This window comes from Hamadaea tsunoensis DSM 44101, from assembly GCF_000428945.1.
Lineage (GTDB): Bacteria > Actinomycetota > Actinomycetes > Mycobacteriales > Micromonosporaceae > Hamadaea > Hamadaea tsunoensis.
Genome location: NZ_AUAX01000023.1, coordinates 22,625 through 47,288, shown reverse-complemented (window position 1 = coordinate 47,288; position 24,664 = coordinate 22,625). Strand labels below are relative to the sequence as shown.

Here is a 24,664-nt window from a genome sequence, read left to right as displayed (position 1 = left end):
TTGGGTTGGCGCTGTCGGGCGCTTTCGGGTGCTGTCGGGTCAGCTTGCGGCGGCGGTCGCCTTCGCCTCGCTGGGCGCCTTCGAGCCGTTGCTCGCCTTGGCGCCGTTGCTCGGCTTGCTGCCATTGGTGGGCTTGCTGCCGTTGGCGGCCTTGCCGCCGGCGTCCTTCGCCGCGGCGAGCGCCTGGCGCAGGTGCTCCTCGGCCTCCGCGGACAGCGAGCTCTGCAGCAGCTTGCCGCCGTACGGGGCCAGCTCGGCGATGACCTTGTCCTGGGTGCTCTGGCGGACCAGCGCGAACACGGCCGCCGAACCCGGCGACAGCGTGTTGGCCAGGTCCTTCATCATCTTGTCGTCGACGCCCACATCCGTGAGCGCACCGCCCGCGGCACCGGCGGCGGCGCCGACGGCCATGCCCAGCAGCGGCATGAAGAAGATCAGGCCGATGAGGCCGCCCCACAGAGCGCCGCTCGCCGCGCCCAGCCCGGCAAGATTGGCCGACTGGTGCAGCTTGATCTTGCCGTCCTTGTTCTCCACGACGACGATGTCGTCCAGCTCGATGAGGTGTTCCTTCTGCAGAGACAGGATCTTGTCTCGTGCGGCGGCCGCGGCGGGTACGTCCGGGTAGCCGATGACGAACAGATTGCTCACGATTTCCCCCATGATGAACCATCCCCGGAGGGTCCGGGGTACGCCTACCGTCCTCACGCTAGGGGAAGACGAAGGTAGGTTCGGGGGATTCGGGAATTCTGTCGCATCCTGTGAAGAATCCGTGGAATTCGCGGCGCCGGCTACCCCTTCACGACCGCCGTCGCCGCACCATCGCCGTCGATCACCACCCGGTTTCCCAGCGGCGCCGCCAACTTCACCTGGTACGCCCTGAACCGCAGCATCAGATCCGAGATGCACGGCTCGGACGACGAGGCCGCCGGCGACACAAGCCGCTGATGGAGGGAGACCGCGATGGCGGTAGCCGTCTCCTGAGCGACAGCGGTGTACTCGTAGACCGCCGCGCCCGGGCACTTGTTATCGGAATCGGGCAGTTGCACAGTGAGGGTGACCCCGTCCGCGGCGATGGTGTCAGCCGCAGGCGCCGTCGGGCTACGTCGAGTGACGGGCTGCCAGAACGCGCTGGGCGCGACGGCGGCGACCGCGACCGGACCGAGCGCCTCCGGGGCGTCGAACAGCCAGGCCGGCAGGCGCAACGGTCCTCGATCAGTGTGGAACTCCGCCGTACCCAAAGTGACGCTCGTGAAGTCCAGGACAGGCACCACCTCGACCGCGTTCGCCTTGCTGCCGTCCTGAACGACCTGATCGAACGCCTGGGTCGCGGAGATCGCCGGCAACGTGAAAGTGCCGTCGGCGAGGTGCACCGTGACCGTCTTCGGGGCGGCCGGAGGCGTGGCGGCAAGGCGTACGCGGGCGGTGAGGACGGCCAGCTTGGCGTTGTCGGTGCGGTAGCCGGCCTGCAGGACGGCGTCGCCGGTGAGGACGATCGGGCGGGGCTTCTTCGTGACCGGGAAGTCCTTCCACTCCTGCAGGAAGGCGGTCGCGTCGCCGCCACCCGGGGCTGCGGCGGTTCCGACCGCGGGGACCGCGGATCCGGCGTTCACCTGTGGTCGGGCGCAGGCGGCGACTCCGAGGAGCAGCAGAGCGGACAATCCGATCAGAGCGGTACGCGACATGGCAGTCCCCCGGGGATGGCGCGGATATGCCTGGAGAGACGCAGGTTAGCGGAGGTCGGTTCCCCGGTTGGTCCCTCGGGGGAGGAAAGTCCGCCGAAAGACTCGGTGCGGGAGTGCTTCAGCCCTCGATTGCGGCCGCCGACTAAGGTTGCGCGATGAGTCTGCTGCAACCGGCGCCGCTCGTCGCCACGATCAATGGCCAGGTCTTTCACTGCCTGGTCTGCCAGGGCGGCTTCTTCATCCGGCGACGAGTGCGGCTGGAATACCGGGACCTCGCATGGGCGGATTCGTCGGCGCAAGGTCTTGTCTGCCAGAACTGCGGCTACGTCCATCAATTTCTGGGGGATGCGGTGGATCTATGGGATTCGGAAAGTGGCGACAGGGTAATTTGACCTGCTGCACCCTCCTCCTTCCCCTCGTGGCCTGAGCACGAAGCCCTCGCACACCCATCCGTCATTTCGCGTACATGCCGTGGGATGCGTCGGACAGGATCTCTGCGAGCTTCTCCGGCTCCGACCACATCGGCCAGTGACTCGTCGGCAGATCGATCCACCGCACGTCCCGCAGCTCCTTCAACCCCGCCAGCCACCCAGCCCCTTCATCCAGGGCGGCCTGGAGCTGAGCCGCCGAGAATGCACAGCAGATCATCAAGCTGGGTACGCCCAACCGCTCCGGATTCCGCAGCTCGACCCCTTCCCGGATGGCTCCACCAGGTTCCGGCAGTGCCCGTCGCACGAATTCGAGCAGCTGCTGTTCACTGAGCCCGTCGAGGTTCTGGTCCAGATCGTCGATGCGCGGCGACAGCTGTTCCTCGCCTTCGAAGCCGGGGTCAAGCGCCCCGATCGCCGGCCCGGAGTCGACGTAGACCATCGTCGCGATCCGGTCCGGAACCCGGTCGGTCACCGCATAGCCCGGTACGCCGGCACCACTGTGGACGGCCAGCACCACGGACTGCCCCATGGACTCGACCGTGGCGCGGATCGCCTCGACGTGGTCCTCGATGGTGATCTTCGAACGGTCGGTGATGGCGGATTCGAGGCCGGGGAGGGTGACTGCCTGGACGGTGTGGCCGGCGGCGCGCAGCCGGTCCGCGACGCCTTCCCAGGCCCAGCCGCCCAGCCAGAAGCCGGGCACGAGAACGATCGGGTAGCCGGTGAGGGGAGCGGAGTTCATGGAGGGCAACTTAACCGCACCCACCGACAGAAGCGGATCCACCATTTTCCAACAGGTTCTATGATTTCCGACCGTCGTCGCGCATACTGATCCATCGAAATCATCGAATAGGGGCTGGGCCCGCTCCGTCCTGTGCGGCGGCGGCGCATCTGGGAAGGGTCGTGCGCCGCCGCCCTCGGCGGGTCGCCATGCCCCTCGACAGAAAGGTGCTCCCCGTGATCGCCCGGTCACATCCGCGCCCCTGGCGCCGGACCCTTCTGGCCGTAGCCTCGGCCGCCGCCCTGGTCGTCGCGACCCTCGTCAGCCTGCCCGGTACCTCGCAGGCCGCCACCTCGCTGCCCTGCGACATCTACGGCAACGCGGGCACACCCTGCGTCGCCGCCCACAGCACCACCCGGGCGCTGTTCGCCGCGTACAACGGTGCGCTCTATCAGGTCACCCGCAAGTCCGACGGGGCCACCCACAACGTGGGCCTGCTCGCCGCCGGCGGTTATGCCAACGCGGGTGACCAGGATGCCTTCTGCAACGGTACGAGCTGCGCCATCACCAAGATCTACGACCAGACCACGCGGCACAACGACCTGTCGGTCAGTCCGGCCGGCGGTGCGGGGCCGGTCGACTATCCGTCCGACGCCGCCGAGATCGCGGTGACCGCGGGCGGCCACAAGGTCTACGGCGTGTGGATCTCGCCGCAGCACGGCTACCGGTACGTCGGCGCCGCCTCCGGCGTCGCGGTCAACGGCCAGCCCGAGGGCGTGTACATGGTGGCCAGCGGCACGCACGTCGGCTCCGACTGCTGCTTCGACTACGGTAACGCCGAGTCGACGCCGTACGACACCGGCAACGGTCACATGGACGCCGTCAGCATCGCCACCACCTGCTACTTCTCCCCGTGCACCGGCTCGGGGCCGTGGGTGGAGGGCGACCTGGAGAACGGCATGTTCCAGGGCGCCAACGGATCCAACACCGCCAACCTCGGCAACAACACCACCTACGTCACCGCGCTGCTGAAGACCAACGGCCAGACGACGTACGCGATCAAGGGCGGCAACTCGCAGTCCGGCAACCTGTCGACGTGGTGGAACGGGGCGCTGCCGAACCGGGGCGGCTACATGCCGATGCACCAGGAGGGCGGCATCATCCTGGGTACCGGCGGTGACAACAGCAACCGGAACATGGGTACCTGGTTCGAGGGCGTCATGACCTACGGGACCCCGACCGACGCCGCGGACAACTCCGTGCAGGCCAACATCGTCTCGGTCGGCTACTCCGGCCAGACGAACGTGCCGAACGGACCGCAGGGCACCGTGACCGGTCCCGGCGGCAAGTGCATCGACATCGCGGCCGACGACACCGGCGTCAACGGCACCGCCGCCCAGCTCTGGGACTGCCAGACGTGGGCCGAGGACCAGCACTGGGAGCACTTCGCCGACAACACCCTGCGTACGCTGGGCCGCTGTCTGGACATCAACGGCAACGGTACGGCGAACGGCGCGCAGCTCGAATTGTGGGACTGCAACGGGGTCGGCGGTCAGAAGTGGGTGCAGCAGGCCGACGGCTCGCTGCGCAACCCGCAGTCCGGGCGGTGCCTGGACTCGCCCAGCGGCAACACCGCGAACGGCACCCGGCTGCAGATCTACGACTGCAACGGCTCGGCCGCGCAGAAGTTCGCGGTCAACGGCGGCGGCGCGAACGTGGGCCCCGGCGGCAAGTGCGTCGACGTGGCGGCCGACGACTCGGGCGTGAACGGCACCGCCGTGCAGCTCTGGGACTGCCAGTCGTACGCGGTCGACCAGCACTGGTTCCACCTGAGCAGCGGCGCGCTGCGTACGCTGGGCCGCTGCCTGGACATCAACGGCAACGGCACGGCCAACGGTACGCAGGTCGAACTGTGGGACTGCAACGGCGCCGGCGGGCAGGTCTGGCAGCAGCAGGCGGACGGATCGCTGCGCAACCCGCAGTCCGGCCGCTGCCTCGACTCGCCGAACGGGGCGACGGGCAACGGCACCCGGTTGCAGATCTGGGACTGCAACGGCAGCGCGGCGCAGAAGTTCGCGTTGAGCTAGGACGAACCGGTCAGCGGGGGTCGTGTGGCGGGGACCACACGACCCTCGCTGCGCAAATACGCCCGCGGCAGGCAAGAAGCGGGACAATAAGGGCATGTCCGAACCGAGGCCCGACCTGGCTCACGCCTTCGACACGATCGCCGCCCGCTACGAGGACGCGTTCGCCGACCGTCCGGGGCAGCGCGAGGCCGTCGCATGGCTGCTCGAACGCCTGCCGCCGGGCGGCAACGTGCTCGACGTGGGCTGCGGCACCGGGCTGCCGACGGCGAAGCAGCTGATCGAGGGCGGGGCGCACGTCGTCGGGGTGGACATCTCCCCGGTCATGCTGGACCTCGCCATGGACAACGTGCCGGACGCGATCTTCGTCGAGCGGGACTTCACCGACCTCGACGGGCTGCACCCGGTCGGCGAGCGCTTCCATGCGGCCGTCGCCTTCTTCAGCCTGCTCGCCCTGCACCGGGCCGACATCGAGAAGACCCTCGACGCCATCCGCGGGCAGCTCGACCTCGGCGGCCTGTTCGCGCTCGGCATGGTCGAGGGCGACAGCGACTACCTCCTGCGAGAGTTCCTCGGCGAGCAGGTGCCGCTGACCGCGTACCCGGCGGGGGAGTTGCGGGCTCTGCTCGAACGGCACGACTTCGAGGTGCTCGACCTGCGATCGGAGAGTTGGCGGCCGCCACGTGGCAGCGACGCGCCCGCCCAGACCCACCTGTACGCGTACTGCGAGGCGCGGGAGGCACGGAACGGGTAACGTTCCGGGACTGTGCCCGAACTTCCCGAAGTCGAGACGGCCCGCGCGATCATCGACAAGTACGCCCTGGACCGCCGCATCGCCGGCGTCGACGACACCGACGCCTACGTCTGCCGCCCGCACGCGCCCGGCGACATCCGCGCCGCGCTGCTGGGACGGACGCTGACGGGCGCGTACCGGCGCGGCAAGAGCATGTGGTGCGAGACCTCCGGGTCCGGCCCGCTGCTCGGCATCCACCTCGGCATGTCCGGGAAGATCGTCTTCTCCGACTCCGACGGGGTCGAACACGACGGCGGCGACTACTGGGACCGCGGCCGCAAACCCGGCGACCACCGCTTCACCCGCTTCGCCCTCCAGTTCGACGACGGCACCTTCATGCTCCTCGTCGACCCGAGACGGCTGGGCCGCGTACGCCTCGACCCGCCCGTGGAGAAACTCGGCCCCGACGCTCGCGAGATCACCCGCGCGGAGTTCCGCAGGGCACTGGACCGCAGCACCGTCGCCGTCAAGGCCCGGCTGCTGGACCAGGAGGCCATGGCCGGCATCGGCAACCTCCTCGCCGACCAGGCGCTGTGGCTGGCGAAGATCAACCCCGCGAAACCGGTGGACGAGCTCTCCCGGCCGGCAATAGACCGCCTCTACCAGGCAGTTCACGAATCGGTGGAGGCGGCGATCGCGGGCGGCGGCGTCCACACGCTCTCCGTCATCCCCGCCCGCCGCAACGACGGCCGCTGCCCGCGCTGCAACACCCTCATGCGCCGGGCCACCGTCGGCGGCCGCACCACCTACTGGTGCCCCAAAGACCAGAAATAGCCGCACGCCCCACCCGACCAGCCCCGCCTTTGTCGCGACAGTCCGACTTGTACGCGCCGCGCCCGACGATCTTGCGCGAATGTCTCGAATTTCGTCCGGTGTACCCGAAATGCCCGAACATTCGCGCAAGATCGCCGGACGCCGGACGCCGGACGCCGGCCGCCGGACGCCGGCCGCCGGACGCCGGGCACCGGACGCCGGACGCCGGACTCCGGGCGTCGGGCGTCGGGCGTCGGGTGTCGGGCGCTGTGGCGATCGAGGTCGCCGGTTCACCTCGGCTGGCCCGGCCTTTGTCGCGACTGTCCGATATGGGCGCGCGGTGGCGGCCGGTGGTCGGGGCGGGGCTGATCGTTTACGGCCGTGGTGTGAATACGGCTGCCCCTTGCATGATCGATTACGGCTCTGGTGCACCATGACCGCCTCTGCCTGCACCAGACGCGTAATCGATCATGCAGATCGCGCCGGAAATACACCTAAGCCGTAATCGATCAAGCGAGCAGTGATCTCGGTTCGCCTAGTGGAAGATCGTTCCCGCATCACGGGCAACGGCTGGGGGCGCCACGATCCACAGCGCCTGAGAGGTAAATCCCGACCCGCGCCCATGATCCAAAGCGCCTCCCATGCGGGAGACCGGCCCCGGCTGCATTCCGGCCGCAACGGATCAAGGGGGCAACTCGGAAACGACATCCCAGCCGCAGGCGATCACCGCGAGCCAACCCGTCCAGCCTCCCCATACCGAACAGTCGCGACAAAGGCCGAACCAGCCGGGCCGAACCAGCCGAGATCAACGCGCAGAGATGAACCGGCCCCTCGCCTCCCACCGCCGCCGATCTTGCGCGAATGTTCGGGCATATCAGGTACATCGGACGAAATTCGAGACACTCGCGCAAGATCGTCGGACGTCGAGCGTACAAGTCGGACAGTCGCGACAAAGGCCAGAGAGGGCAGCCGGAGTGAGGGAGACATGATTTTGATCTTCAGGGTCTCGACCTGAGGAACCCCTGTTCGTACGCGTAGACCACCGCTTGAGCCCGATCGCGTACGCCTGTCTTGGCCAGCAGGTGGTTGATGTGGGTCTTGACGGTCGCCTCGGAGATGAACAGGCGGGCGGCTATCTCCGCGTTGGACAGTCCTTCGGCGATGAGCGTGAGCACCTCCGCCTCGCGGGGTGTGAGGGCCGCCGGCGGGGGCGCGGCGACCGCGGACACGAGGTGGTGCTGCACGGCCGGGTCGATGACGGACTGGTTGTCGCACACGCGGTGCAGCGCTTCGCGGATCTGCTCGCCGCCCGCGTCCTTGGTGAGGTAGCCGCGGGCGCCGGCGCGCAGCGCGTCGAGCACGCTGCGGTCGTCGGAGAACGTGGTGAGGACGATGACCTTGATCTGCGGGTGGCTTTCCCGCAGCCGTTTCGTCGCCTGTACGCCGTCGCAGCGCGGCATCCGCAGGTCCATGAGCACGACGTCCGGGCGGAGTTCGGCGGCGAGCGAGACGGCCTCGTCCCCGTCGGCGGCGGCCCCGACGACCTCGATGTCCGCGAGCAGGCCGAGGACCAGCGTGAGGCCCTCGCGGACGACCCGTTGATCGTCGGCGACCAGGACCCGGATCATGCCGGTACGCCCAGCTCGACCCGGAAGCCGGTGGGCGTGGGTTCGGCGGTCAGCGTGCCGCCGAGGAGTTCGGCGCGTTCGCGCATGCCCGTGAGGCCGTAGCCGTCCCCGGCTTCCGCCGCCGGTACGCCGAAGTTCTCGATCCGCAACCTCGTCCAACCGTCGCAGGTGGACAGATCCATGGCGATCCGCTCCGCGGTGGCGTGCCGGGCGATGTTGGTCAGCGCCTCCTGGGCGACGCGGTAGATCGCGAGCCGCTGCTCCGATCCGGTCGACGGCGGTGTTCCGGCGGGCTCGGAGACCGTCAGCCGGCACGGAATGCCGTGATCCAGCTCGAACTGGGCGGCCAGCGCGGGAAGCAGCTCGGGTCCGGGCAGGTCGTCGTCGCGAAGCATGCCGATCGCCCGGCGGGCCTCGTCGAGCCCGGACTTGGCGAGGTGGTGGGCGCGGTCGACGGCCAGCCGCAGCCGCGGATCGGCCGGGTCCGCGGCGGCGAGCATGCGGGCGCCCTCCAGCTGCAGCATCAGCCCGGACAGCGAATGCGCGAGAATGTCGTGCATCTCGCGGGCGACCCGCTGCCGCTCGGCCATGCCCGCGGCGCGCGCCTGGGCGTCCCGGCTCGCCTCCAGCTCCGCGACCAGCCGCTCGGCATGCCTGTTGGCGGCGCTCAGCCGCGCGGCGAGGAACCACATGCCGTAGAAGGCGCCCAGCGTGATCACGTTGAGCATGGCCGTCTCGAACGAGCTGTCGCGGATCGCCGCGGCGAACGTGCCGACCAGGACCAGGCCGAGGATGCCGGGGACCAGCCAGACCGGCTTACGCAGGCGGAACAGGATCAGCGAGAAGCCGACGAAGATGCCCGGGATCGCCGCGCCGCCCTGCACGATGGTCAGCGCCACGGAGGACGCCAGCAGACCGACCGCGAACATTGGGTGCCACCGGCCCTCCGGCCGGGTCAGGGTCGCCACCACGCCCACGCTCATCAGGGCGAACGCCGCCAAAGCGACACCGATCGCATTCATCCCGGGGCGGGGCGTACCGGCCGCGGTCGCCACGAGCACCACGAGCAGCAGGGCGGGTACGAGCAGCCGCAGCCACCGCAGCACCTTGCCGAACTGCGCCGGCGACGCGTCCAGCCGATCCGAGGACATGATCCGACATTACGGCCTGGCCGGCACGGCTGCCTCCAACCCAGGGTGGAGACGGAAGTCCATTCCCGCGCCGACGCGTACGGGCGGGGTCCGGCGGGACCCTTTCGACATGCGTACAGTCAAGGTTCTCGCGCTCAGCTATCTTGGACTGAGCATCGCGACACTCGTCGCGATCTACCTGCTCCGCGACCACGCGTCGCTCGTCAACGACGCCGCGTGGGTCCGCTGCACGATCGTCGTCCTCAGCGCCCTGGGCACCACGCTGTTCGCGTTCCAGGCCGCGCGCGGCTCGCGGAAGGGCTACCTCCGGCTGCGGATCCTCTCGGCCGTCATGGTCGTCGCCATCACCGTCATCGTGGCCATCCCCGGTTTCCTGCCCGCCTGGATCCGGATCGAGCAGGCCGCCTGCGGCGTACTCTTGCTCGCCGTCGTGGTCATCGCCTTTTCTCCCCGCGTACGCGAGGCCATGTCCTCCTGATACGTGAAGCGGCCGGTGCGGGGACCCGTCCCCGCACCGGCCGTGTTTCTCCCCGGTGGTCAGCTGCCGGAGCAGGAGACGGTCAGGCCGCTCGCGTTACCGTTGGCCTGGAACCCGAACTCCGTGTACGCCCCGCCGTCGATGTGGCCGTTGTAGCTCAGGTTCGTGAACCGGACGGTGCCCGAGGTCCCGCTGGGCGTCGCGTTCCACGAGTTGGTGATCGTCGCACCGGACGGCAGGTTCGCCGTCACCGTCCACGCGTTGACCCCGGCCGACCCGGCCGTGACCCTGATCGTGGCCGTGAACCCGGTGTTCCACTGGTTCACGCTCGACACCGCCGCCGTGCAGCCACCGCTCGGCGGCGGGCTCTGGCTCGGCTGCGAACTCGGGCTGACACTCGGGCTCGGGCTGGGACTGGTGGACGTCCCGGTGCTCGGGCTGCTCGACGGGCCCGGCCCGGCCGCGTTGAGCGCGTTCAGCACCGATGTGTACGCGGCCTTCTTGTTGCCCGACGCGTCGAACAGCAGCGGGTTCTCACCCGACCGCCACGAGTCGCTGTCGCGGATGCCCCACGTCGTGATCCCCGTGCACCGGGTGACGTTCATGCAGGCCTGGGTGATCTGGCCGTAGACGGCCGCCTGGTTGGACCCGGACACGTCCAGCTCGGTGATCTGCACGTCGACGCCCAGGTTCGCGAACCGCTGCAGGTTGGCCTGATAATCGCTCGGGATCGAGTTCGTGATGTGCGACTGGAACCCGACGCAGTCGATCGGTACGCCCCGCGCCTTGAAATCCTGCACCATGTTGTAGACGCCGGTCGACTTCGCGTTGACCCCGTCGGTGTTGTAGTCGTTGTAGCAGAGCTTCGCCGCCGGGTCGGCCGCCCGGGCGGTCCTGAACGCCACCTCGATCCAGTCGTTACCCGTACGCTGCAGGTTCGAGTCACGCCGGCCGCCCCCGGTGCCGTCGGCGTACGCCTCGTTGACGACGTCCCAGGCGTAGATCTTGCCCTTGTAGTGGGCCATCACCTGGTTGATGTGATTGATCATCGCGTTGCGCAGCGCCGTTCCCGACAGGTTCTGCACCCATCCCGGCTGCTGCTGGTACCAGGCCAGCGTGTGTCCGCGCATCCGCTGCCCGTGCGCCGTAGCGTGCGCGACGATCGCGTCCGCCGCGCCGAAACTGAAGCTGTTCTGCGACGGCTCGGTCGCGTCCCACTTCATCTCGTTCTCGGGCGTGATCATGTTGAACTCACGGTCCAGAATCGTCGAATACGTCGAGTCGCCCAACTTGCTGTTGGGAACCGCCGTACCGAAATACCGTCCGGACTGGGCAGCCGAAGCACCCAGCGTCGTCGCCGCGTCGGCGGCGGGGGCGAGGACCATCATGGCACCGGTCACGAGGGCGACCCCGGCGGCGACGCCCCATCCCTTCAGCGATGTCTTCGCGCGGGGCAGATCCCGATGGCGGGGAACGGTGATACGCATACGTGGAGGCCTTTCGGGCGGGAAGCACGAGTCGGTACGGGTCTGGGCGGACCCGGGGCATCGAGGTGAGGTGGAGAAGTGTCGATGCCGTTGCCGGCGATGCTATCGATAGCCTTCCGGAAACTCAACCGATGATGTGCGGGTGGATAGTGCTTGATCTGCATAGGAGTCGTGTGTTGCTCCGAAACTTTCATCGGCTTGGGCTGATGGGAAGCGAAGTCGATCTTCGGAAGCGCAGGTGAAGAAGTCTGCTCCCCGCACGCACGGGGTGCTCGTCGGCTGGGAAGCCGCTGTCCTCACTGGATGATCTCGCCATGTACACGTGGAGGGTGTTTCGGCGACTCTGAAACACCCTCCACGTGTACATGGGCAAGATCGCGAGATGGGCCGGACTCACATCTCGGACACAGCGGAGTGCATGGCAGTCACGTCGCTCGGCGGGAAGGGCTGCGCCAGAGCCCGTACGCCGCCGTGTACGCGAACCGACAGTGTCGGCGCGCCTATGTGACAAAGAGACTGGTCGATGGATGGGAAGTGTGGCGGCCGACACGCTGCACTTGTCGTCATGTTGACGGGGCAGCCAAATCTGCTGGAACTACTCCCCGTCGGAGCCTTAAGTTCCCCTCCGTGTCCACCCTAGACATCCGCGTCCTCGGCGCGCTCAGCCTACGCGTCGACGGCGTGGAGATGCCCCTCGGCGGTCCCCGGCAGCGGGCCGTCCTCGCGTGCCTGCTGGTCGCCCGGCCGCGTTCGGTGTCGGTGGGGCGGATTGTCGAGGACGTGTGGGACGGGGAGGTCGCGCCTTCGCCGACGACGCTGCACGCGTACATCGCCGAGTTGCGGCGGGTGGTCGAACCGGGGCGGCGTGCGCGGGGGGCCGCTCAGGTGCTGACGACCGAGGGGGCCGGGTACGCGCTGCGCGTACCACCGTCGAGTGTGGATGCTTCGGAGTTCGTGCGGCTGGCCGGGGCGGGCGCGAACCTGTTGCGGGACGGCGATGCGCAGGGGGCGTTGGCGGCGTTGGAGGACGCGCTCGCGCTGTGGCGGGGGCCGGCGTTCGCCGATCTGGGGGAGTACGCCTTCCTCGCCGCCGAGATCCGCCGGCTCGACCAGCTGCGGGAGGCCGTGCGGCTGGACCGTTTCGAGGCGCTGCTGGGTCTCGGGCGGCCCGACCATGTGCTCGGGGAGCTGGCCGCGTACGTGCACGATCATCCGTTGAGCGAGCGGGGGCGGGAGCTGTACGCGCTCGCCCTGTACCGGTCCGGCCGGCAGACCGAGGCCCTCGACTCAGTACGCGAGGCCGTCGAGTTGCTCGCGGACAGTTTCGGGCTGGACGCGGGGCCGTCGTTGCGGGCGCTGGAGACGGCGATTCTGCGCCAGGACAGCGATCTCGACGTGCGGGAGGGGACGCCGAAGGGGACCGGCGACCTGCCTCATCCGCTGGCGAGCTTCGTCGGCCGGGAAGGTGAGTTGGCCGATCTCGCCCGGGCGCTGGAGAACCACCGGCTCGTGACCGTCACCGGCGCAGCGGGCCTGGGCAAGACCCGGCTGGCTGTAGAGGCGGCGCACAGGATGGAGTCGTACGCCGACGGACCGTGGTTCGTGGAGCTGGCCGACATCGGCCGCCCCGATCTCGTGGCCGCGCAGGTCGCCGCGGCGGTCGGCGTACCGGTGGACGGGTGGGAACTGCTGGCCCGGCGCGAGACGCTGATCGTGCTGGACAACTGCGAGCATCTCGTCGACGCCGTACGCGGTCTGTGCGCGAAGCTGCTCGCCCGCTGTCCGGGGCTGAAAATCCTCGCCACCAGCCGGGAATCGCTCGGCCTGGCCGGTGAATTCGTGCTGGACGTGCCGCCGATGGCCGCGGACGGCGTACGGCTGTTCCTGGACCGGGCGGCGCCGTGGATGATCGAGGACGACCGGGAGCTCGTCGAGCGGATCTGCGCGGGCGTGGACGGCGTACCGCTGGCGATCGAGCTGGCCGCCGCGCAGTGCCGGGTGCTGTCGCTCGCCCAGATCGCGGCCGCGCTGCCGGCCGGGCCCGGTGCGGATCCGGCGAAGCCGGCCCGGCACCGGGATCTCGACCGGGCCATCGCGTGGAGCCATGACCTGCTCGATCCGGCCGAGCGCGAGCTGTTCGGCCGGCTGAGCGTCTTCGCAGGCCGGTTCGACTATGACGCCGCCGGAGCGGTCACGGGCACGCCGGATCTGATCGGGCCGCTCGCGGCGCTGGTGCGCAAGTCGCTGCTGCGGGTCGAACCCGGCACGTCGCCGCGCCGCTACCGCATGCTCGTCGCGCTGCGTACGTTCGCCGCGGCCACGCTCGACCCGCCGGCCGCCGCGGCGCTCGCCGCCCGCCACCGCCACTGGGTGGTCGACTGGGTCGAGGCCGCCGAGGGTGGCCTGCGGACCTTCGACGCGTACGCGGTCATCCGCCGGTTGGAGGCCGACCAGCCGGAGATCCGCGCGGCCCTCGAATCGGCGCTCCTGGACGGCGACGGCACGGCCGCGTTGCGGATCGGCGGTGCGCTGCACTGGTTCTGGTACCGGCGGGGCCAGATCACGGAAGGGCTCAACTGGTTGCGGGCCGCCCTCGACCTCGCCCCGGCGGCGCCGGCCGTCCTGCGGGCCCGGGCTCAGCTGGGCGTCGCCGGGCTGGCGTACCTGGGCGGGGATCTGGCTTCGGCGCTGGCCGCGGCCCGATCGGCGCGGGCGGCCGGCGACCGGCTGACGACCGCGTACGCGCAGGCTTATGAGGCGCATTTCCTCTCGCTGTCCGGCCGGGTCGCCGAGGCGCTGCCGATCGCGCTGGCCGCCGAGCGCGGTGGGCGTCGGCTGCGCGTACCGTGGCTGCACACCGAGACGCTCATGGTGCTCGGCATGGTACGCAGGCTCGCCGGGGACCGGACCCGTGCGCGGATCGACCTGGCGCGCGCCGTCGAGATCGGTGAACGCTGCGGCCACCGCTGGGCGACGGGCTCGGCGGCCTGGACGGCGATGAAGTCCGCTCTGGACGCCGACGACCCCGCCGCCGCGCTGGATCTGGCCGCCCGCATCCTGGGTCCGCTGGAGTCCGAACTGGACATCACGTCCTGGCTGGTCCTGGCCCACACCACGGCAGCAGCCTTCGCCCTGGCCGGCGACCCGACCCCGGCAGCACTCCTCATGGGTGCGGTGGAAAAGCTCGGCGCCGAGGTCGGCTTCCGTCCGTCCATGATGGACCTCGTCGACGGCCCCCGCGAAGCCGAAGCAGTACGAGACGCACTGCCGCCGCAGGAGCTGGAACGGTTGCGGGCAGAGGGCTCGAAGCTGACCCGCGCCGAGGTGAGCGCCCTCATCACCGGCCGTACGCTGACCGCGTCGGCGGCCTGAACCCCGTCGGCCCACCCGAATCAGACCGTACTTTCCGTCGGCAGAGCACACCGTCCACGCGTATTCCCGCAGTGTGTTTGAAGCATGTGTCGGAAGCGGAAGACGCCCCCAAGCCGTTCCCAAGTGACGCCCTTTCTCATTGATGTCGACGGCGCGACCGCGCCGGAAGAAAGGGAAGACATCATGAGGATCACGGGACGGCTGCGACCGATAGCCGCCGTGACGGCCGTCGTGGTGGCCGCGGTATTCGCGGTCTCGAACGCGGCCTACGCGGACCCTGTGCCGGTCGACGCGCAGCAGTTGCGAGACCAGCTCTTCGTCGCCTCGGTACGCCTGCACACGAGCGGCTCGCAGGGGTTGAAGGATCTGGTCCTGAGCGCGGAGATGCTCGGCTACCGTCAGCGATATCCGGACAAGTCCGTGGCCGACATCCACAATCACGCGGCGGTGATGAGCCAGTGGTACGACGGTCACCTGCAGGGTACGGATTTCGCGCTGCAGACCTATGAGGCGCTGCCGCACGTGCTGAACATGCTGGCCCTGAGCCCGGAGGCGGCCATCGCCGCGCCGGTGATGAAGGAGCTGCTGGACGTCGTCGTCAGCCCGGTCGGGAAGGCGTACGGGGACCGGATCAACCAGGTCACGACCGCGCAGTTCTCCTACGACCAGTTCCAGCGCTGGTACCCGGTGCAGGACCTGATCTGGAACCGGATCACCGGCCGGGCCGCGACCGACAGCACCTTCGCGGCCGCGTGGGACGGCGACTTCGGCGCGCGACTGGGCGTCATGTCCACCGCGTCGCTCGACCAGCTCGCCGCGGATCCGGTCATCGGGACCTACATGAACGTGGGCGCGCTGCTGGACCACCAGATGAACACCGACGCGTACATCGCGGAGGCGAAGGCCCAGATCCTCTCGGCCGTCCAGCACATCGAGACGCAGAACGAGCAGCTCATCACCTCGGCGCACGACATCAGCGCCACCTACCCGGCGGTGAGCACCGGCAACCGGCCCACCACCCCGACTCCCTTCAACGACGCCAAGGCCGCGGCGGCCGCCCGTCAGCAGGTCATCGACGGCTTCGGGGTGGGAATCGAGGTGCTGGCCAAGGCGCTCGGCTTCGTCGACGCCAAGTCCAGCCGGATCGCGGCGGGGGTCGGCAAGGCGGCCGTGCAGATCGCGACCGCGATCAACAAGTACATCCCGTCGATCGCCGGCTTCAGCCTGGGCCAGGCGCTCACCTCGATGAGCACCGTCGCCCTCACCGGCAACATCGTCGGCGCGATCGGGGCACTGCTGCCCGTCTTCCTCGACGGACCCACCCCGGACCAGATGCTCATGAACGAGATCCACAAGCTGCGTGACCAGGTCACCCAGCTCTCGAACACGATGAACTCGCGGTTCGACCGGGTCGATCATGCCCTCACCGTCATGTACGCGTCGATGCTCGACCGGTTCGACCAGGTCGTGGCGCTGCAGCACGCGACGCTCGGGCAACTGGCCGACATCTCGGCCGACCTGTACCACATGAACACCTCGATCGACAACTGGGGCGAGGCGATCATGGCGGCCCTTCGTGCGGGCGGCCTGAACCCGGTCATGGGGGCGATCAACGACGGTGTCGGGCACCAGGACACCTACGGCGAGCCGATCCCGACGTACACCGAGTACCAGAAGTACGAGGGCCCGCTCAACCTGATGGCGGCGACGACCGCGAAGTCCGACCCCTATGCCGGCCCGAACCCGACCTCCTACAAGAACCTCGATCCGCGGTCGGTGCTGACGACCTACGGCGCCAAGGGTGCGATCAACTACCTCGACTGGTACGCCGGCCAGAACTACGGCACGTCGCCGGTGGTCCTGCCCGACACGGTCGCGGACGCGGTCCCGTGGACGGTGGCCGCCCGCGGATACGCCCGCCTCGTGGCCGAGAACCCGGGCTACGCCGCTCGCGTCAACCAGAACCGCACCATCGAGATCCTCGGAGCGGGACAGGGCATCATCGACCGCTCGACCCGGTTCAGCATCCCGCTGTCCACACCGGACTCGGCCGGGCGGCGTACGAACGTGCTCTACACGAACATCATGAACGACTACAAGAACGCGATGCGGGCGTACTCGACCGAACTCGGGAACATCCGCGGCGCCAACCCGGGCGGGAAGACCTTCAACGTGTTCGGCAACGGCGACCAGCAGATCGACGCGTCGCTCCGGATGACCGACACCGCCAAGATCGGACCGTGCGCGGGCACCCCCGGCCAGCCGACGATCACGCGACCGTCCACCGCCTCCATCACGCAGACCCCGGACACGCTGTACCTCGCGAAGTACGCGCACCCGGACCAGCCGACGATCAAGCTCTGCTACTCGGCGAGCTTCGCCAACGTGGAGGAGTTCGACGACGTCAAATGGCACCACACGTACGCCGACATGAACATCGTCGTGCGCATCCTGGTGCACTGGGGCAACCAGGACCGGGACTACCGCAGCTGGAGCATGACCTGGAACCTCGGTGAGACCTGCCGGCAGTACCTGACCGGCGCGCCCGGCGGCTTCTGCAACAACATCACGTACTACCTGAACAAGTGGGACAGCACGTACCTGACCGGGTTCACCAACTCGGCGTTGATGCAGACCGACTGGAACGTGCCGCTGACCGCCCGGGACCGGATGAACGAGTACCTGACCGGGCTGCAGAAGGCGTACTACGACAAGGTCGTCGCCGCCCTCAACGACCCGCACTCCGCGCTGTTCGCGACGAACGAGCGGCTGAGCAGGATCGTGGCGCTGGTGCAGGCGTACACCCAGCTCGGCTTCGCCAAGGCCCTGAGCCAGGACGAGATGCTCGGCCTGCTCACCGACGGGGCCGAACGCCTGCCGGTCGACCTCGACGGGCGCAACATGCTCGGCGACTCGTTCCGCCAGGCCCAGGCGAACTACGCTGGTTGTGCGACGACCGGACCCGGCGGCGCCTGCGCCCCCGGTACGCCGATCGTCAACCCGCGCGCCAACCAGTACACGATCCCGTTGCAGTGCGACGGTACGCCGCCCGGCTACACCGGTGACCCGGTCGGGGACTGCCTGCTCGGCATCGCGAACCTGCGGGCCGACGTGCTGTCGACCCGGTTCGACCAGCACTCGCTGGAGCTGGCGACGGGCGTCTACACGGAAGGGATGCCCGACGTACTGGCGATCATGGAGGACCTGACCCTCGCCGACGCCTTCGTCCGCCACGCCTGATCCTGATCCGCACAATCCGGCCCGGCCCGTCTTCGGACGGCCGGGCCACCCTCCTATCAACCTAGGACGCTTCAGGGGTGGTCGGCCCTTCCGCCGTTCTTGCCGACAACGGCACATCGGAGGCGGGCGGCCACCCGGTTGCCTCGGACTTTGTCGCGACTATCCGTTATGGGGGAACGCCGATCGAGCGGCCCGCTTGATCATGTGATGCATATATGTCGCCGGCCCGGGGTTTTCGACGTATATGCATCACATGATCAAGGCCGGGCCGTCGTCGAATCGGACAGTCGCGACAAAGTTCCGAGGGTGGACGATCGGCGGCAGCCGCGTGGGCCGCCGCCGAACCGCGGCGGACGATGCTTCGCCCCACTCACCTGGCAGTGGAGGCGCCCCAGCGCCGGAACGGTCTCCCGCGCGAGGAGCGGAGGTGAGATCGACGAACCCGGGACATGAAATTGATCTTGCATTTGATCGTGAAGATGAGGAGGTCATGGGGTCATGGTGGCGCCGGGGCCGGATCTGCGGGTCATCAGGAACGTGGAGTCGGGCAGTTTCCAGTCCGCCGGCCGTGGCCCCTCCGCCGTACGCGAGTCCGTGCTGCGGAACAATCCTGTCGTCCAGCCGGACTGGTTCCAGGAGTTGCCGGCCTCCTGGGTCGCGTCCCCCCGGTTGTCGTCGCGCTGGTTGGCGAGGGCCAGGTTGTCGCGCAGGACGGCCGTCGAGTACCAGAAGGCGAATCCGTCGGATCCGTTGCGCCACGCGGTGTTCCCCGTGACGACGATCGGCCCGCGGTTGTTCTGCTCGGTGAAGCCGAAGCTGCGGTTGTCCCAGGCGGCGCTGTCGGTGATGACGTGCGCGACCGGTGGGGGAGGGTCGCCGCCGCCGAGTTTGAAGCCGGTGCCGGCCCCGGCGAAGTCGGTCAGGTTCCAGCGGTTGACCCCGTTGCCGTACGCCCACGAGTGCGTGATCGTCACCGGTGAGGCGAAGCCGGACAGGTCGATCCCGTCGTCGGCGTTGGCGTACGCGCGGACGCCGCGGACGAGGTTGCCGGTGCCGGTGCCGTCCTTGAAGGCGAGGCCGTCGGCGTTGGCGCCGTGGGCCGCGTCGTCGTGGTTGTCGTGGAAGTCGCTGTCCAGTACGGAGTTGGCGGAAGTGTCCGCGCCGCGCAGGACGAGTCCGGTGGCTCCGTTGTCGTGTATGGACAGTCGCTTGTAGACGTTGTGCGCGCAGGAGACGCAGACGAACGGGTACGTCGGGGCGCCGGTGACGGTGAGGCCCTGGACGGTCCAGTAGGACGCGCGCTGGGTCACGAACCACTGGTTGGACCGGAGGCCGGAGGCGTCGAACACCGGCTGTTCACCGGGGTAGTTGGTGAGGGTGATGCGCTGGGAAGGCGTACCGCTGGTGGTGATGGTGACCGGGGTCGTCGGGCGGTAGGTGCCGCCGCGTACGGCGATGGTCTGTCCTGGCCGGACGATGGCGGCGGCGCGGCCGAGCGTGGCGACGGGGGCGGACATGGTGCCGGGGTTCGCGTCGTCGCCGTCGGGGGCCAGGAAGATGTCCGCGCGCGCGGCGGCTGCCAGGGACGGGGACGGGACCGCCGACGGGCTCGCGGTCACCGGGGACTGGGTGACGTCGACGGCCGCCGAGGCGCGGGGCGGGGCGACGGTCATGGTGGCGGGCGGTTCGGGGGGCAGGTAGTAGACCGCGAAGGCGAACGCGGTCGCCCCGGCGGCGAGGACGGTCGAGCCGACGGCGGCCGTCTTCAGGTTCAGGTAGCCCAGGAAGCGGCGCAGGCCGGCGGCGGCCGGCACGGTCAGGCCGGTCAGCTTGGCCGCGAGCAGGGCGGGCACCGGCAGCGCGACGGCGCCGGTGAGCAGGCGTTCGGCGGGGACGAGGGGCTCGTCGGCCAGCCTGCACTCAGGACAGTCGCGGACGTGGCGGCCCAGGCGGCGCAGCGGGTTCGAGCGGCCGGGCGCCAGCTCCGTCAGCGTCGCGCAGCGCGGGGCGGCCCGCCAGGCGCGTACCACGGCTCGGGCCAGTTCGAGGTCGGCCTTCATGCGCTGGACGCGTACGGCGGCGTGTCCCTGGCTGATGCCGAGGGCGGACGCGAGTTCGGCGCGGGACAGCACGCCGCCGACCTCCTGCCACCACAGCGCGAGCAGTTGCCGGTCGCTCGGCGTGAGCAGGCGGGTGGCCGCGGCGATCGCGCGGCGCTGGGCGGACAGGCCCACGCGGGCGACGGTCTCGCCTGCGGGGTCGGCGGTGGGGTCGGCGGGTTCGGGCCATTCGTCGAGCGGCAGCTGGCGGGCGAGGGCGGCGCCGCGGGCCCGGCCGCGCTCCTGGGTCTGGCGGATCGCTATCGCGACCAGCCACGAGCGGAACCGGTCGGGGTCGCGCAGCCGGGGCAGCGCGGCCACCGCTCGGATCATGGTCTCCTGGACCACGTCGTCGGTGTCCGGGTGGCCCTGGAGCGCCCGGCCCACGACGTTGTAGATCAACGGCAGGTGGGCGGAGATCAGGGACTCCAGCGCCTGCTGGTCGCCGGCCTGCGCGGCGTTCACCAGGTGTACGCCGGAAGCGGTGGGCTTCATCGGCAACCTTCTTAGGGACGGAACGCGGGACATCCTGACACGGTCGCGAAACGGCTGTAAAGAAGTTCGTCCGTCGAACCTGTTATTCGACCGTATTTCGATCCGTCTACCAGAGGCAGCGAACGCTGTGGCCCGGCGCCCACCGGGTCCGTCCTCGTGAGCTCGTGGTTCGTGGCGACCATGGGCAGAAAGGCATTTCCATGTCTCGTGTCCTACGGGGCGGCGCCGCCCTCCTCTTCGCGATCTCCGCGGGGGTGGTCGCGATGTCGGCGCTCCCCTCGGCCGCGGCCAGTACGCCGTCGGCCGGCGCGGTCTACACCCTTGCCGCGGGTGCCAGCGGCAAGTGCGTCGAGGTCCCCGCCGACTCCACGGCCAGCGGCGCCCTGCTCACCCAGGCGGCCTGCGCGGCCGGGGCGACCCGCCAGCAGTGGAAGGTCGTCGCCTCGGGTTCCGGCTACAACCTGGTGAACGTCAACAGCGGCAAGTGCGTCGACGTGCCGTCCGGCACCGCGACCTCCGGTCTGCAACTGCAGCAGTGGAACTGCGGCGCGGGCAAGACCAATCAGGAGTGGACGTTCGCTGCCTCGGCGGCGGCGGCCGGCAAGTACCGGGTCATCAGTGCCGCGACCGCGATGTGCGTGAGCGACAAGGACGGCTCGACGGCGGGCAACAATCCGATCGTCCAGGAGACCTGTGCGGACATCGCGCGGATGCAGTGGTCGTTCAACCTGGTCAGCGGGGCGCCGGCGCATCCGTGGTCGGACGTGGCGGACGGGTTCGCGACCGGCACGACCGGCGGTGCGGGCGGCACCACCGTCACCGTGTCGACCTACGCCGACCTGCTCAAGTACGCGACCGCGTCGGCGGCGTACGTGATCCGGATCAGTACGGCGATCACCGTGCCGACCATGGGTTACGAGATCCCCGTGACGTCGAACAAGACGCTCATCGGGGTCGGCACCGCCGGAAAGATCGTGCACGGCGGGATCTTCCTGGGGACCGGCGTGCACAACGTGATCATCCGGAACCTGACCATCGGCGAGACCGAGATGCCCGACGACGACCCGGACGACAAGGTCTACGACTACGACGGCATCCAGATGGACACGGCCGACCACGTGTGGATCGACCACGACCTGATCACGCACACCAACGACGGTGAGATCGACAGCCGTAAGGACACCACGTACCTGACCGTGTCGTGGACCGTCCTGTCCGATCACAACAAGACGTTCGGCATCGGCTGGACCGACAACGTGACGGCCCGGATGACCATCCACCACAACTGGATCCACGACACCAACCAGCGCAACCCCAGCGTGGACAACGTCGCGTACGCGCACCTGTACAACAACTACCTGCAGAACGTCACGTCGTACGGCAACCTGGCGCGCGGCTCGACGAAGATGGTGCTGGAGAACAGCTACTTCGAGAACGTCAACAACCCCTACTACCCGGACACGACGGCCGCGCAGCTCGTTCAGCGCGGCAGCATCCTGGTCAACTGCACCGGCAAGGCGCAGACGAACGGGACGGCGTTCAACCCGTCGAGCTTCTACGCGTACACGCTGGACGCGGCCAGTGCGGTTCCCGGTCTGGTCAAGGCGTACGCCGGCCCGCAGTCGTCGATCGGAGTGTGAGTCATGCGCCGTGTATTCCTCATCGTGGCGGTGCTGTCCTCGTTCCTGGTCGGCGTACCGGCCTCGGCCGCGTCGACCCCGGTGGCGGGCAGCATCTACACGCTCGTCCCGGGTGCCAGCGGCAAGTGCGTCGAGGTACCGAACTCGTCCACTGCCAGCGGCACCCTGCTGACCCAGGCGGCCTGTTCGGCCGGGGCGACCCGGCAGCAGTGGAAGGTCGTCGCCTCGGGGTCGGGCTTCAACCTGGTCAACGTCGGCAGCGGCATGTGCGTCGACGTCCCCTCGGGCGCGGCGACCTCGGGCCTGCAACTCCAGCAGTGGGGCTGCGGGTCGGGCCAGACCAACCAGCAGTGGACCTTCGCGGGTTCGGCGGCGACGGCGGGCAAGTACGAGGTCAAGAGCGTCGCCACCGGAATGTGCGTGAGCGACAAGGACGGCTCGACGGCCGGCAACAACCCGATCGTGCAGGAGACCTGCTCGGACATCGCCCGGATGCAGATCGCCTTCAACCTCGTCGGCGCGGGTACGCCGGCCACGGCGACGGTCGCGTCGGACGGCACCGGGACCTACCGGACCGTCCAGGCGGCGATCGACGCGGTGCCGGCGAACAACACGACCCGGCGGATCATCACGATCAAGGCCGGCACCTACCGCGAGTCCGTGGTGGTGCCGACCGACAAGCCCTACGTCACGTTGCAGGGCCTGGGTTCGGGGGCGGCCAACACCGTGATCGTCAACAACCACACCGCGGCCGACGGTTCGGCCAACAACGGCGCGACCGTCACGGTGTTCGGCCATGACTTCACGGCGACGAACCTGACGATCTCGAACGACTACGGGGTCGGCGTGCAGACGCTGGCGCTGAACCTCAACGTCGACCGCGGCACCTTCAGCAACGTACGCCTGCTCAGCAACCAGGACACGCTGCTGGTGAACAACTCCGCCCGGGTCTACTTCGTCAGCTCCTACATCGAGGGGACGGTCGACTTCATCTACGGCGGCGGCATCGCGGTCTTCAACGCGTGCCAGATCTACGAGAAGCGTACGACCGGCGGTCCGATCACCGCCGCGAGCACGGACGCCGCCCACACCTACGGCTTCCTGATCTACAAGTCCACGATCACCGGCGCGGTCGCGAACACGACCCAGCTCGGCCGGCCGTGGCGGCAGGGCGCCCAGGTGCTCTACCGGGAGTCGAACCTCTCCTCGACGGTCCAGACCGCCCAGCCGTGGGTGAACATGGGCGACGCGGTCTGGCAGAACGCCCGGTTCCTCGAATACCGGAACACCGGCTCGGGTGCCACGGTGAACGGCAACCGGCCGCAGCTGTCCGACAGCCAGGCGGCGAACTACACGCCGCAGAAGTACCTGGCCGGCACGGACGGCTGGAACCCGGTCTGACCGGTGGCCGGGGCGGCGTCGCAGGGCGTCGGCGCCGCCCCGGCCTCCCCACCGCCCCCGTTCTTTTCGACGATCTTGCGCGAGTGTCTCGTTTTCCGGGCTTTTCGGGCATTCGCCGCGGAAAACGAGACACTCGCGCAAGATCGTCGGAAGAATCGACGCGGGGGCGATGACTTTTCGGGCGGTGCTTCGTCATCCCTCACGTAGACGGTTCCGACTCCGAGGGAGCACGAGATGACCAGAACGACCTGGACCGCCGAGACCGCCGGCACCGGCCGGTACGCCGAGGTCAACGGGATCAACCTGTACTACGAGGTGCACGGCACCGGCCGCCCGCTGATCCTGCTGCACGGCGGCCTCGGGTCGGGGGAGATGTTCGCCCCGATCCTGTCCTCGTTCGCCGATCACCACCAGGTCGTCCTCGTCGACCTGCAGGGCCACGGGCGTACCGCGGACATCGACCGGGATCTCGACATCCGGCTCATGGGCGACGACATCGCGGCCCTCATCGACCACCTCGGCCTCGACCGTCCCGACCTCGTGGGCTACTCGCTCGGCGGCGGCGTCGCGTACCAGGTGGCGTTCCGGCACCCGGAGAAGGTCCGCCGGCTCGTCGCGGCGTCCGCGGCGATCAGCCGCTCGGCGACCTACGCGGAGATCCTCGCCCAGCAGGGCCAGGTCGGCGCGGCGGCGGCCGAGTTCATGAAGGACACCCCCATGTACGAGCTGTACCAGCGGGTGGCGCCGCGCCCGGAGGACTTCCCGCGGCTGCTGGACAAGATCGGCGCCGCGATGGCCGTGGACTTCGACTTCTCCGCCGAGGTCGCCGCGCTCCAGGTGCCGACCCTCGTGGTGGCCGCCGACGCCGACATGGCCCCGCCGAGCCACTTCGTCGAGGTGTTCGCGCTGCTCGACGGCGGTCAGCGGGACGGCGGCTGGATGGGCGAGGGGCGGCCCAAGGGCGGCCACGCGCTGGCGATCCTGCCCGGCCTGACGCACTACAACCTGTTCCTGTCGCCGCTGTTCTCGACCGCGGCAGTGGCGTTCCTCGACGCGGAGTGACGGTGTGCAGGCAGGGTCAAGATCATTGAAAGGCTTTGTCCCGGGTTCGTCGATCTCACCTCCGCTCCTCGCGCGGGAGACCGTTCCGGCTCCGCCAAACCCGGGCGGCGCCTGCACTGCCAGCACAGTGGGGCGAAGCATCATTCA

The 24,664-nt window shown here is 69.2% G+C and carries 17 protein-coding genes; 10 read left to right on the top strand and 7 right to left on the bottom strand.

The window, feature by feature from the left end; all coding sequences use genetic code 11:
* Positions 1–39: 39 nt before the first annotated feature.
* Together G401_RS49155 and G401_RS0128745 are read right to left on the bottom strand one after the other, a co-directional pair.
* Positions 40–648: a DUF1269 domain-containing protein gene (locus tag G401_RS49155; RefSeq protein ID WP_084557731.1), complete on the bottom strand. Its 609-nt coding sequence runs from the start codon at positions 646–648 to the stop codon at positions 40–42.
* 140 nt (positions 649–788) lie between these two features.
* Positions 789–1,682, bottom strand: coding sequence for a hypothetical protein (locus G401_RS0128745; protein ID WP_027345193.1), 894 nt, complete (start codon positions 1,680–1,682; stop codon positions 789–791).
* A 155-nt stretch (positions 1,683–1,837) separates the two neighbouring features.
* Between G401_RS0128745 and G401_RS56235 the strand changes: the two genes are divergently transcribed.
* Positions 1,838–2,074: a hypothetical protein gene (locus G401_RS56235; protein WP_157546501.1), complete on the top strand. Its 237-nt coding sequence runs from the start codon at positions 1,838–1,840 to the stop codon at positions 2,072–2,074.
* Between the two features lie 61 nt (positions 2,075–2,135).
* Here the strand turns inward: G401_RS56235 and G401_RS0128740 are convergent, their stop codons facing one another.
* Positions 2,136–2,900: an alpha/beta fold hydrolase gene (locus G401_RS0128740; RefSeq protein WP_084557705.1), complete on the bottom strand. Its 765-nt coding sequence runs from the start codon at positions 2,898–2,900 to the stop codon at positions 2,136–2,138.
* Positions 2,901–3,070: 170 nt separating this feature from the next.
* Here G401_RS0128740 and G401_RS0128735 point away from each other — a divergent pair, with 170 nt between their 5' ends.
* The 3 genes from G401_RS0128735 to G401_RS0128725 all read left to right on the top strand — a co-directional run bounded on the left by G401_RS0128735 (position 3,071) and on the right by G401_RS0128725 (position 6,485).
* The gene (locus tag G401_RS0128735; RefSeq protein WP_245601875.1) at positions 3,071–4,921 is read left to right on the top strand and encodes an arabinofuranosidase catalytic domain-containing protein; all 1,851 of its coding nucleotides are present in this window, start codon (positions 3,071–3,073) and stop codon (positions 4,919–4,921) included.
* A gap of 94 nt (positions 4,922–5,015) precedes the next feature.
* Positions 5,016–5,672: a class I SAM-dependent DNA methyltransferase gene (locus G401_RS49150; protein ID WP_034593460.1), complete on the top strand. Its 657-nt coding sequence runs from the start codon at positions 5,016–5,018 to the stop codon at positions 5,670–5,672.
* A 12-nt stretch (positions 5,673–5,684) separates the two neighbouring features.
* Positions 5,685–6,485, top strand: coding sequence for an Fpg/Nei family DNA glycosylase (locus G401_RS0128725; RefSeq protein ID WP_027345190.1), 801 nt, complete (start codon positions 5,685–5,687; stop codon positions 6,483–6,485).
* A 977-nt stretch (positions 6,486–7,462) separates the two neighbouring features.
* Here G401_RS0128725 and G401_RS0128720 read toward each other — a convergent pair.
* Positions 7,463–8,092, bottom strand: coding sequence for a response regulator (locus tag G401_RS0128720; RefSeq protein ID WP_027345189.1), 630 nt, complete (start codon positions 8,090–8,092; stop codon positions 7,463–7,465).
* Positions 8,089–9,243 carry a sensor histidine kinase gene (locus G401_RS0128715; RefSeq protein ID WP_027345188.1) on the bottom strand — a complete coding sequence of 385 codons (1,155 nt, stop codon included), beginning with the start codon at positions 9,241–9,243 and terminating at the stop codon, positions 8,089–8,091. The genes G401_RS0128720 and G401_RS0128715 overlap by 4 nt, the downstream gene beginning before the upstream one ends.
* A 109-nt stretch (positions 9,244–9,352) precedes the next feature.
* On the opposite strand from G401_RS0128715, the gene G401_RS0128710 reads away from it, so the two are divergent.
* The gene (locus tag G401_RS0128710; protein ID WP_027345187.1) at positions 9,353–9,721 is read left to right on the top strand and encodes a hypothetical protein; all 369 of its coding nucleotides are present in this window, start codon (positions 9,353–9,355) and stop codon (positions 9,719–9,721) included.
* A 59-nt stretch (positions 9,722–9,780) separates the two neighbouring features.
* Here G401_RS0128710 and G401_RS0128705 read toward each other — a convergent pair whose 3' ends face one another.
* Positions 9,781–11,208, bottom strand: a complete 1,428-nt coding sequence (locus G401_RS0128705) for an endo-1,4-beta-xylanase (protein WP_051367289.1) — start codon at positions 11,206–11,208, stop codon at positions 9,781–9,783.
* 627 nt (positions 11,209–11,835) lie between these two features.
* Between G401_RS0128705 and G401_RS58440 the strand changes: the two genes are divergently transcribed.
* Together G401_RS58440 and G401_RS0128695 are read left to right on the top strand one after the other, a co-directional pair.
* Complete coding sequence (locus G401_RS58440) at positions 11,836–14,580, top strand: BTAD domain-containing putative transcriptional regulator (protein ID WP_027345185.1); 2,745 nt, start codon at positions 11,836–11,838, stop codon at positions 14,578–14,580.
* 183 nt (positions 14,581–14,763) lie between these two features.
* Positions 14,764–17,820 carry a hypothetical protein gene (locus G401_RS0128695; protein WP_157546498.1) on the top strand — a complete coding sequence of 1,019 codons (3,057 nt, stop codon included), beginning with the start codon at positions 14,764–14,766 and terminating at the stop codon, positions 17,818–17,820.
* A gap of 488 nt (positions 17,821–18,308) precedes the next feature.
* On the opposite strand, the gene G401_RS55100 is transcribed toward G401_RS0128695, so the two are convergent.
* A complete protein-coding gene (locus tag G401_RS55100) occupies positions 18,309–20,414 on the bottom strand; it encodes a sigma-70 family RNA polymerase sigma factor (protein ID WP_051367288.1) in 2,106 nt (701 codons plus the stop codon).
* Between the two features lie 200 nt (positions 20,415–20,614).
* On the opposite strand from G401_RS55100, the gene G401_RS0128685 reads away from it, so the two are divergent.
* The 3 genes from G401_RS0128685 (at position 20,615) to G401_RS0128675 (ending at position 24,517) form a co-directional block, all read left to right on the top strand.
* Positions 20,615–22,054, top strand: coding sequence for an RICIN domain-containing protein (locus tag G401_RS0128685; protein WP_027345182.1), 1,440 nt, complete (start codon positions 20,615–20,617; stop codon positions 22,052–22,054).
* A gap of 3 nt (positions 22,055–22,057) precedes the next feature.
* Positions 22,058–23,455: a pectinesterase family protein gene (locus tag G401_RS49140; RefSeq protein WP_051367287.1), complete on the top strand. Its 1,398-nt coding sequence runs from the start codon at positions 22,058–22,060 to the stop codon at positions 23,453–23,455.
* Between the two features lie 234 nt (positions 23,456–23,689).
* Entirely contained in the window at positions 23,690–24,517 is an 828-nt protein-coding gene (locus G401_RS0128675) for an alpha/beta fold hydrolase (RefSeq protein WP_027345180.1), read from the top strand.
* Positions 24,518–24,664: the final 147 nt, after the last annotated feature.

Excerpts from the sequence above, each read along its gene's own strand:
- G401_RS0128745 (WP_027345193.1), bottom strand. The coding sequence starts at position 1,682 with ATGTCGCGTACCGCTCTGATCGGATTGTCCGCTCTGCTGCTCCTCGGA.
- G401_RS56235 (WP_157546501.1), top strand. The coding sequence starts at position 1,838 with ATGAGTCTGCTGCAACCGGCGCCGCTCGTCGCCACGATCAATGGCCAG.
- G401_RS0128740 (WP_084557705.1), bottom strand. The coding sequence starts at position 2,900 with ATGGTGGATCCGCTTCTGTCGGTGGGTGCGGTTAAGTTGCCCTCCATG.
- G401_RS49150 (WP_034593460.1), top strand. The coding sequence starts at position 5,016 with ATGTCCGAACCGAGGCCCGACCTGGCTCACGCCTTCGACACGATCGCC.
- G401_RS0128720 (WP_027345189.1), bottom strand. The coding sequence starts at position 8,092 with ATGATCCGGGTCCTGGTCGCCGACGATCAACGGGTCGTCCGCGAGGGC.
- G401_RS0128715 (WP_027345188.1), bottom strand. The coding sequence starts at position 9,243 with ATGTCCTCGGATCGGCTGGACGCGTCGCCGGCGCAGTTCGGCAAGGTG.
- G401_RS0128710 (WP_027345187.1), top strand. The coding sequence starts at position 9,353 with ATGCGTACAGTCAAGGTTCTCGCGCTCAGCTATCTTGGACTGAGCATC.
- G401_RS0128705 (WP_051367289.1), bottom strand. The coding sequence starts at position 11,208 with ATGCGTATCACCGTTCCCCGCCATCGGGATCTGCCCCGCGCGAAGACA.
- G401_RS0128695 (WP_157546498.1), top strand. The coding sequence starts at position 14,764 with ATGAGGATCACGGGACGGCTGCGACCGATAGCCGCCGTGACGGCCGTC.
- G401_RS55100 (WP_051367288.1), bottom strand. The coding sequence starts at position 20,414 with ATGAAGCCCACCGCTTCCGGCGTACACCTGGTGAACGCCGCGCAGGCC.
- G401_RS0128685 (WP_027345182.1), top strand. The coding sequence starts at position 20,615 with ATGTCTCGTGTCCTACGGGGCGGCGCCGCCCTCCTCTTCGCGATCTCC.
- G401_RS49140 (WP_051367287.1), top strand. The coding sequence starts at position 22,058 with ATGCGCCGTGTATTCCTCATCGTGGCGGTGCTGTCCTCGTTCCTGGTC.
- G401_RS0128675 (WP_027345180.1), top strand. The coding sequence starts at position 23,690 with ATGACCAGAACGACCTGGACCGCCGAGACCGCCGGCACCGGCCGGTAC.